The sequence below is a fragment of the Tsukamurella soli genome (genome assembly GCF_039541155.1).
GTDB classification, from domain to species: domain Bacteria; phylum Actinomycetota; class Actinomycetes; order Mycobacteriales; family Mycobacteriaceae; genus Tsukamurella; species Tsukamurella soli.
In genome coordinates, this window is the sequence record NZ_BAABFR010000153.1 from 1 (window position 1) to 8,179 (window position 8,179).

The window sequence follows — 8,179 nt, forward strand, 5'->3', positions numbered from 1 at the left end:
CGGGGGCAGGAGGCCGAGCGGCTCCGGCTGCGCGGCGACGAAGTCGGCGTAGCCCAGCGCGGCCTGCGCGACGTCCGCGTCGGGATGCAGCCGGCGGCGATCGGCGGTGGTGGGCAGGTCGGCGACCACGCGTACCGGCAGGGTCAGCGGCTCGTCGGTCCGGGTCGGCGAGTGCAGGAACGCCGCGTCGGCGCCGAGGATCCACCGCGCGTAGGGCCCAGCCCCCTCGGGCAGGTTCGGCCGGCTGTACTCCGTGCCGTCGACGGTGACAGTCGCCAGCGCCGGCAGATCCAGCAGGACGTCCGCGGCCTCGCGCGCGAACTCCTCAGCAAGCTCGACCGGAGCGTCACGGAGCACGATCTCCGACGCGAACCCCGCTGCGGGCGTGGCATTCTCGGGGTACGGCAAGCGAAGCACCGGCGCCGGACCGTCCGCCGCCTCCGCCGACCGAGCGCCGGAGAACGCGACTCCCCCGCGCGCCGAACGGAACTCGATCTCGGTGGCGGCGTCGAGGACCGCGGCGAAGCCGACTCCGAACCGGCCGATCTGGCCGGCCCCGGCAGTCTTCGGCGACACCCGCAGCGCCGACAGCGCGTGCACGCCCGCCCGATCGAGCGGACGGCCGGTGTTCGCGACGTGCACGCCGGCAGCGTCGTGCCACACCGCCACGTGCCCCGGCTCGCCCGCAGCGGCCGCCGCGTCGGCGGCGTTCTGGAGCAGCTCGACCACCACGCGCCCGCGGTAGCCGACGGTGACCAGGTCCTGCTCCACCGCGAGGTCCTCGGCGAGGCGGGTCGGCGAGTCCCGCCACGCCGCCTCGGTCGCCGCCCGCAAGGCGGCGGTGTCGAAGGGATCGTCGTCGCGGGGACCCGGGCCGAAGGAGTCCGGGGCGAAGGGATCCGCGGTCACACGCTCCGCAGCGCGTCCTGCGGCACCCCGAGTTCGATCTCGTCCACCGCGGTCAGCGCCACCGGGTGGACCAGCTCGTGGCTCTCCACCGCACCGTCGTCGTAGGGCTCGTAGGCGGGGCTACCCGCACCCGACGGCGGCGCCGTCGACGAGTGGGCGCCGCAGCCGTAGTGCGCATGCACCACGCGCCCATCGGCCGCGTACTCGTTGCCGCACACCCCGAACGCCGCGCCCAGCATGCCCGCGAGCGGCAGGTAGAAGGCGCAGTCGCCGCAGTGGAACCGGGTGCCGCGCGCCATCTCGGCCTCGGGACCGAAGTCGGAGTCGAACCAGCGGGCCGCCGCCTCCTCGCGGCCGAGCCGGGTCATCACGCGTTCGAGGTTGACGCCGATCTCGCCTGCGACCTCGTCTGCCTCGGGGTCACCGGTCAGCAGGTAGCCGGGCTCGATTCGCGGGTCGTCCACGGCCGGCGGCAGCAGGTCACCGGGGGCGAGGTCGCCCGCCTGGACCCGCCGGTCCCAGGGCACGAACTCCGGCGCGGTGAGCGCACCCGGCCCCGGAAGGAGCGCCGTCTCCGACACCGTCATCTCCCCGCCCGGTGACGCGGCGAGCACGGCGCACCACTGCCAGCCCCGGTACGCGGGGAGGTCTGCTTCGAAGTAATGGGCGACGGCGCACTCGTCCTCCGTCACGGCGGCCACGTGCGCGCCGACGGCGGCGCCCTCGTCCGCCTCGAGCGCCGCCCGCGCACGATCGATCGCGGCCTGCGAATGCAATGCGGAACTCACGTGACCAGTCTGCCGCAACCACCCCGCCGGGCGACAGGTGGGTGACGACAGACGGTCGATCGGCCGCACCCGCCGCCGATACGGAACAATCGAACCCGTGACAGGACATCCCGGCGACCGGCAGTACCCGCCCGACGGTGCCGACCCGTCGCCCGGGCGTCGGCCGCGCGGGCAGGGCACGCGACACGGACGGGACGCGACACGACACGGCCAGGCACAACAACACAGCCAGGCACAGCAACACGGCCAGGGCGCATCGGGGCCCGGCGCGCAGCGGACGCGGCCGATGTCGCCCAGCGACCGCCCCGACCAGCCGGGACGGTCCGACCGCCCGCAGTACACCAGCAACCATCACCTGCCGCCGCTCGGCGAGACCCCCGGCCCGCCGCCGGGGCCGAAGCCCACGCGAGCGCAGCGCATGCCCCGCAAGCTGACGGTGACGCGGGTCGCCGCACTGCGCGGTCGCGAGCTCGCCGGCCTGGGCGTCGCGAAGTGGCATCAGGCGGCCCGCGCCGACGGTGCCCACGAGTCCGGGCTCACCGCCCTCACGTACCCCGTGATCCTCAACAATGCGGTCGACGCCGCGCTGATGGTCGCGCTGGCCAACACCCTGTTCTTCGCCGCGACGAAGGGCCAGGACGTCGGCAAGGTGATGCTGTACCTGCTGGTCAACATCGCCCCGTTCGCGGTGATCGCGCCGTTCATGGGGCCGCTGATCGACCGCATCCAGCACGGCCGCCGGATCGCGCTGGCCGTGTCGTTCGTGGTGCGCGTCGCGCTCGCCGCGGTACTGATCGGCAACTGCGCGTACCACGCGGCCACCAACACCGTGGACTACAACGCGTTCGCGCTGTACCCGTGCGCACTCGGGATGATGGTGATGTCCAAGTCGTTCTCGGTGCTCAAGTCGGCGGTCACGCCGCGCGTGCTGCCGCCGACGATCGACCTGGCGCGGGTCAACTCGCGACTGACGCTGTTCGGACTGGTCGTGGGTACCGGAGTAGGCGGTGGGATCGCGACGGCCCTGGAGTTCGGGCTCGGGCGGGTGGCGCACGTGCCGGGCGCGGTGATCGCGCTGATGTTCTTCTCGATCCTCGGCGTCGTCGCGTCCATGCGGATCCCGAAGTGGGTCGAGAACACCAGCGGCGAGGTGCCGACCAAGCTCACCTACACCGCGCAGATCAGGCGCACGCGTCCCGCGCCACCCGGCCCACTGACGACGCCCGCCACGGCACCGTCGGGCCCGCGGGGCGCGCTGAAGGGCCTGCGCGCGCCCCTCGGGCGGAACGTCGTGACCGGGCTGTGGGCCAACGTGACGGTGCGCTTCCTCACCGGCTTCCTCACGCTGTTCGTGGCGTTCTATGCCAAGAACGGCCCCTCCAAGGACGAGCACGGCCTGATGCAGCTGGCGGTGCTCGGCGCCGTGGGCGCCGCCGCGGGCGTGGGCAACTTCCTCGGTAATGCCGTCGGGGCGCGGCTCGAGCTGGGCAAGCCGTCGCGCATAGCGACGGCGGCCGCACTCGCCGCGACCGTCGGGGTCGTGACCGCGGCGGCGTTGCACAACCTGCTGTTCGCGGCGATCGCGACCTTCGTCGGATCCGCCGCATCGGCGATCGCGAAAGTGTGCCTCGACGCATCGATCCAGGACGATCTCCCGGACGAGTCCCGCGCCTCGGCGTTCGGCCTCTCGGAGACCGCGCTACAGCTCGGCTGGGTCTTCGGTGCGGCGCTGGGCGTCCTACTGCCCCACGACGTGCTGTGGATCGGATTCACCACCGTCGCCGCGGTCATGGTGATCGGGACCGCGCAGACCGTCCTCACCTACCGGGGCGCCTCGCTCGTTCCCGGCCTCGGCGGCAGGCGCCCGGTGGTACCGCACACCGAGTCGACCGCACCGTTCACCTCCACCGCCGTCCACCACGAAGGGGCCTGACCCGTGTTCCTACCCAGCCGCCGCATCCTCGCCGCCGCAGCCGGCGCGATCGTCGTCGCGATCGTGGTCTTCGCACTCACCGCGGTCGCCGCCGTCCGGCACAACCGGGACACGGTCGACCGCCCCCAGCTGAGCGTGGCCGTCGACCGCACCCTGCGGTACGTGGGTCCGTACCTGTTCTGCGACGACGTGGCCAAGCGCCAGTGCGACCCGCAGCGCACGCCGGCCGACATCCCCGTCGAAGCCGGGCAGAGCATCATCGTGTCGCTGCCCGACTACATCAGCAAGCGCCCGTGGGACGTGTCGGTGCAGTACCTGTACCCGAACGGCAACTCGACCATCACCTCGACGCCGCATCTGACCCCGGGTGAGTCGCTGATCATCCTGAAGTCGACGCGCCAGGCGATGGTGGCGCAGATCGAACTGCACGTGCCCTCGGCGGTACAGGACACCTTCGGCAATCTGATCTCGCAGGCGGTGTGGGCGATCGACACGCTCCCGCCCGGGTATGCGCCCGAGTCGCAGCGGAGCTAGGCCGCGTCTCAGGAGTCCAGTTCGCGCGCGATCTCCCGGAGCACCTTGGCGATCTGCTCGGCGTTCTTGCGGTCGGGGTAGCGCCCCTTGCGCAGCTCCTGCTGCACTCCGCCGTCGAGCAGCTGGATCATGTCCTCGATCATGCCGTGCAGTTCGTCGGTGGGGCGGCGCGTGGCAGGTTTGCGCGAGCGCGCCGCGGCGGCCCCCCGGGCACCGTCGACACCCCGGGACACGGACGGTGCCGGCTCGACCACGGTCAGGCGAAGCGCCTGCGGCCCGCGTCGGCCCGCGGCCATGTCGAACTCGACACGTTGACCCGGCTTCAGCGCTTCGACGCCCCCAGGGAGCGCGTTGGCACGGACGTACACGTCCTCGCCGTCCTCCTGCGAGAGGAAGCCGAACCCCTTCTCCGCGTCGTACCACTTGACCTTGCCGGTAGGCACCCGAGTCACCTGCTCCATCACGTCATCGCCGCGACCGATCGTCGCTACCGACGACCCGAAGCTGCGAACAACCAAAAGCGCCCCGCAGGTCACGGGACGCCACTCCACTATCCTAGGTGGTGTGGCGAAGGTCGGGAACATCGCGGTGGCAGTCGGAATCGTCCTGTTCGTCGTGGGCGTCGCCGCCATCGCGGCGCTGTTCCTGACGCCTGCCGTGGACCACGGCGCCACCGCGCCGCTGTGGGTCTATCTGTGCACGCCGCTCGCCCCGCTCGGCCTGGTCGTCGCGATCGCGTCCGTCGTGGTCACGGGGTCACGCCGGTGAGCCCTGGGACGCGGCGGTGAGCGCATCACCGGTCGTCGACGGGGGCGGCGACAGCAGCGACGGGGGCCTGGTCGACCGGTTCGGCCGCGTCGCCACCGACCTGCGCGTGTCGCTCACCGACCGCTGCAATCTGCGATGCACGTACTGCATGCCCGCCGAGGGCCTGCCGTGGCTGCCGAGCTCGCACGTCCTCACCACGGCCGAGGTGTGCCGCCTGATCGACATCGCGGTCCGCGACCTCGGGATCACCTCGATCCGCTTCACGGGCGGCGAGCCCCTGCTGCGCGCCGACCTGCCCACCATCGTCGCCCACGCCGCCGCCCTCGAGCCGCGCCCGGAGCTGGCGCTGACCACGAACGGGCTCTCGCTCGCCCGCAAGGCTCCCGAGCTGCGGGCCGCCGGGCTGGACCGGGTCAACGTCTCCCTCGACACCGTCGACCGCGAGGCGTACGCCCTCGTCACCCGACGCGACCGGCTCGACGACGTGCTCGCGGGCCTACGGGCCGCCCACGCCGCGGGGCTGCAGCCGGTCAAGGTCAACGCAGTGCTCGGCCCCGGCCGGGTCGGCGACGCCGTGCCCCTGCTCGAGCTGTGCCTGCGGGCCGGCTACGAGCTGCGCATCATCGAGCAGATGCCGCTGGACGCCGGACACACGTGGGACCGCACCGAGATGGTGACCGCCGACGCGGTGCTGACCGCGCTGGCCGAGCGGTTCACGCTGACTCCCGCCGCCGAGCCCCGCGGCAGCGCGCCGGCCGAGCGGTTCGTGGTGGACGGGGGCCCGGCCACGGTCGGCGTCATCGCGGCGGTCACGCGCCCCTTCTGCGGCGACTGCGACCGGGTGCGGCTCACCGCCGACGGCGGGGTGCGCACCTGCCTGTTCGCGCGCGACGAGACCGATCTGATGTCGCTGCTGCGCGCGGACGCCACCGACGCCGAGATCGCCGCCGTGTGGCGCGGCGCGATGCTGGGCAAGCAGGCGGGGCACGGTATCGACGATCCGACGTTCCTGCAGCCCTCCCGTCCGATGAGCGCGATCGGCGGTTGAGTTGTTGATCCGGTACTTCGCCGCCGCCCGCGCCGCGACCGGCGTGGCAGAACAGACGCTGGACGTCCCCGCCGGCGCGACGGTCGCCACCGTCGCCGAACTGCTCGCCGCACGGCACCCCGCCCTGGCGCCGATCCTGCCGCGCTGCTCGTACCTCGTCGACGAGATCGCGGTCCGCGACCCGTCTGCGCGCGTATCGGGAGCCACATTGGACGTGTTGCCCCCGTTCGCCGGTGGCTAGCGATGTGATGTTCGTCACATCACAATTCGATAACATCCCGGCCACAAACCGGGCGACACTCCCTACCACCTGGGAAGACACCAAGAATTCGGTTGCAGCGAGACGTTACGACGGTCACGAACCGATAACAGCGTAGGAAGTGACATCAGGCCGGCCACCAACTACCGTCGGACCCGGCCGCAGGCGCGGCCCCCCACCGGACGCCGCACCCAGCTTCGTCCAGCGGCCGGCGCGGGACACCACGATCTACATCAAAAGGACGAAGACGGAGGAACCAACCGTCGCCCCGGAAACGGAGCGGCAGGGCCGCGAGGCCCTTGGGGTTAAGCCGGAAACGCGTGAGCGGGACCGACCGGGCACACCTCTCGCCCGAACCCGACAGCTCACTTCGTACGTGCCGTAGAGAGGAAGACGCCCAACATCATGTCCGGTCGCCACCGCAAGCAGTCCACCACCGGCCGCACCGTAGTCAAGGCCGCCGCCGCCGGCGCGCTCCTCGGCGGTGCCGGTCTCGCACTCTCCGCTCCCGCCGCCGCCAATGCCGCGACCGACTCCCAGTGGGACCAGGTCGCCCACTGCGAGTCCGGCGGCAACTGGGCCATCAATACCGGCAACGGCTACCAGGGCGGCCTCCAGTTCAGCCAGTCCACCTGGGACGCCTACGGCGGCAGCCAGTACGCCTCGTCGGCGAACCAGGCCAGCAAGGAGCAGCAGATCGCGATCGCCGAGAAGGTGCTCGCGGGCCAGGGCCGCGGCGCGTGGCCCGTCTGCGGCACCGGCCTCGGCGCCGCCACCCCGCGCACGGTCCCGTCCAGCTCCGTGACCCACCGGCACAAGGTGAAGCCCACCATCGCGGAGGCCGCGAAGCCGATCCACAAGCTCCACAAGGTCCGCAAGCCGGTCCGGAAGCCGGTCCGCAAGCTCACCGAGGCGAACAAGACCAGCACCGCGTACCTGCAGGCTGAGATCGACAAGGCCCGCGCGCACGGCAAGCGGGTCGACCCGGCGGTCCTCGCCTTCCTGCAGCAGCTCAAGCAGGGCGGCTACTGATCCGCTCGCAGGCGCACTGATCGCGCTTGCACATATTCAACAGCTCGACGAATGGGTCGGCGGCTACGCGCTGCCGACCCATTCGTCTGTTCCGTCGGTGAAGATCTGGTGCTTCCACACCGGTAGCGCGGCCTTGACCTCGTCGACCAGCGCTGCGCACGTGTCGAATGCGGCGCGCCGGTGGTCCGCCGCCACCGCGACCACGAGCGCGGCCTCCCCCACCTCGAGCGTCCCGATGCGGTGACTCACCGCCACCGCGCGGACGCCGACCGCGGCCGCCGCCACCCGCTGGACGACCTCGGCCAGCACCTGCGCGGCCGTCGGGTGCGCGCTGTACTCGAGTCGCGTCACACCGTGACCGTGATCGTGGTCGCGCACCGCGCCGACGAACCCCACGACGGCGCCCGCCGCAGGATCAGCGACGGCGGCCTCATGGCTCGGCAGGTCTATCGGTTCCGCGGTGAGCGACGAGGCGACCCTAACCGGCATGACCGGCTCCGTCGCGAGGGTGATCCGCGCCGGCGATCTGCTCCAGTGCGTGCGCGAGCACCCCGTCCAGCACGCCCAGCCCGTCACGGACGCCCCCGGTGGAGCCCGGGAGGTTCACGACGAGGGTCGTGCCGGCGACGCCGGCCAGCCCGCGGGAGAGTACCGCCGCCGGGATATGCGGCGCGCCCGCGCCGCGGATCGCGTCCGCCAGACCGGGCAGCGCGCGGGTCAGCAGGGGCGCCGTCTGTTCCGGGGTCGCATCGGTGGGGCTGAGGCCGGTTCCGCCCGTCGTGATGACCAGTCGTGGGGCTGCGGACAGGGCGCGGCGCAGCGCGGCGCCCACCGCGTCGCCGTCGGGCACCACGACGGGGCCCGCAAGCCTTCCGCCGGTGTCCCCGGCGGGAATTCCGCTGCCCAGC

11 protein-coding genes and 1 riboswitch are annotated in these 8,179 nt (G+C 72.4%); of the genes, 6 read left to right on the forward strand and 5 right to left on the reverse strand.

Features of this window, described 5'->3' with window-relative positions:
• The coding region (locus ABD908_RS25520) for a sacsin N-terminal ATP-binding-like domain-containing protein (RefSeq protein WP_425584411.1) at positions 1-909 on the reverse strand (909 nt) is incomplete at its 3' end.
• Positions 906-1,697 (reverse strand): DUF3027 domain-containing protein, encoded by a 792-nt coding sequence (locus ABD908_RS25525; RefSeq protein ID WP_345001378.1) that lies wholly within the window; start codon positions 1,695-1,697, stop codon positions 906-908. The genes ABD908_RS25520 and ABD908_RS25525, both read right to left, overlap by 4 nt.
• Positions 1,698-1,794: 97 nt before the next feature.
• Here ABD908_RS25525 and ABD908_RS25530 point away from each other — a divergent pair, with 97 nt between their 5' ends.
• Together ABD908_RS25530 and ABD908_RS25535 are read left to right on the forward strand one after the other, a co-directional pair.
• On the forward strand, positions 1,795-3,630 hold the full coding sequence (locus ABD908_RS25530) for an MFS transporter (protein WP_345001380.1): 1,836 nt from the start codon (positions 1,795-1,797) through the stop codon (positions 3,628-3,630).
• Between the two features lie 3 nt (positions 3,631-3,633).
• On the forward strand, positions 3,634-4,164 hold the full coding sequence (locus tag ABD908_RS25535) for a DUF2771 family protein (protein ID WP_345001382.1): 531 nt from the start codon (positions 3,634-3,636) through the stop codon (positions 4,162-4,164).
• Between the two features lie 8 nt (positions 4,165-4,172).
• On the opposite strand, the gene ABD908_RS25540 is transcribed toward ABD908_RS25535, so the two are convergent.
• Entirely contained in the window at positions 4,173-4,607 is a 435-nt protein-coding gene (locus ABD908_RS25540) for a cold-shock protein (protein ID WP_345001384.1), read from the reverse strand.
• A gap of 121 nt (positions 4,608-4,728) precedes the next feature.
• On the opposite strand from ABD908_RS25540, the gene ABD908_RS25545 reads away from it, so the two are divergent.
• From ABD908_RS25545 to ABD908_RS25560, 4 genes are all read left to right on the forward strand, one after another.
• On the forward strand, positions 4,729-4,932 hold the full coding sequence (locus ABD908_RS25545; RefSeq protein ID WP_345001386.1) for a hypothetical protein: 204 nt from the start codon (positions 4,729-4,731) through the stop codon (positions 4,930-4,932).
• A 16-nt stretch (positions 4,933-4,948) separates the two neighbouring features.
• Positions 4,949-5,980 carry a GTP 3',8-cyclase MoaA gene (gene moaA / locus ABD908_RS25550; RefSeq protein ID WP_345001388.1) on the forward strand — a complete coding sequence of 344 codons (1,032 nt, stop codon included), beginning with the start codon at positions 4,949-4,951 and terminating at the stop codon, positions 5,978-5,980.
• Position 5,981: 1 nt separating this feature from the next.
• Positions 5,982-6,221 carry a MoaD/ThiS family protein gene (locus ABD908_RS25555; RefSeq protein ID WP_345001390.1) on the forward strand — a complete coding sequence of 80 codons (240 nt, stop codon included), beginning with the start codon at positions 5,982-5,984 and terminating at the stop codon, positions 6,219-6,221.
• A 248-nt stretch (positions 6,222-6,469) separates the two neighbouring features.
• Positions 6,470-6,633: riboswitch (cyclic di-AMP (ydaO/yuaA leader) on the forward strand.
• An 11-nt stretch (positions 6,634-6,644) separates the two neighbouring features.
• Positions 6,645-7,271 carry a transglycosylase family protein gene (locus tag ABD908_RS25560; RefSeq protein WP_345001392.1) on the forward strand — a complete coding sequence of 209 codons (627 nt, stop codon included), beginning with the start codon at positions 6,645-6,647 and terminating at the stop codon, positions 7,269-7,271.
• Positions 7,272-7,334: 63 nt separating this feature from the next.
• Here ABD908_RS25560 and ABD908_RS25565 read toward each other — a convergent pair whose 3' ends face one another.
• The gene (locus ABD908_RS25565; protein WP_345001394.1) at positions 7,335-7,760 is read right to left on the reverse strand and encodes a molybdenum cofactor biosynthesis protein MoaE; all 426 of its coding nucleotides are present in this window, start codon (positions 7,758-7,760) and stop codon (positions 7,335-7,337) included.
• Positions 7,750-8,178 carry a MogA/MoaB family molybdenum cofactor biosynthesis protein gene (locus tag ABD908_RS25570; protein ID WP_345001396.1) on the reverse strand — a complete coding sequence of 143 codons (429 nt, stop codon included), beginning with the start codon at positions 8,176-8,178 and terminating at the stop codon, positions 7,750-7,752. Before ABD908_RS25570 ends, ABD908_RS25565 begins: the two co-directional genes overlap by 11 nt.
• Between the last annotated feature and the right edge of the window lies 1 nt (position 8,179).

What these genes read in the sequence shown, in the direction of transcription:
- ABD908_RS25560 (WP_345001392.1), top strand. Translation starts at nt 6,645, where the DNA reads ATGTCCGGTCGCCACCGCAAGCAGTCCACCACCGGCCGCACCGTAGTC.
- ABD908_RS25565 (WP_345001394.1), bottom strand. Translation starts at nt 7,760, where the DNA reads ATGCCGGTTAGGGTCGCCTCGTCGCTCACCGCGGAACCGATAGACCTG.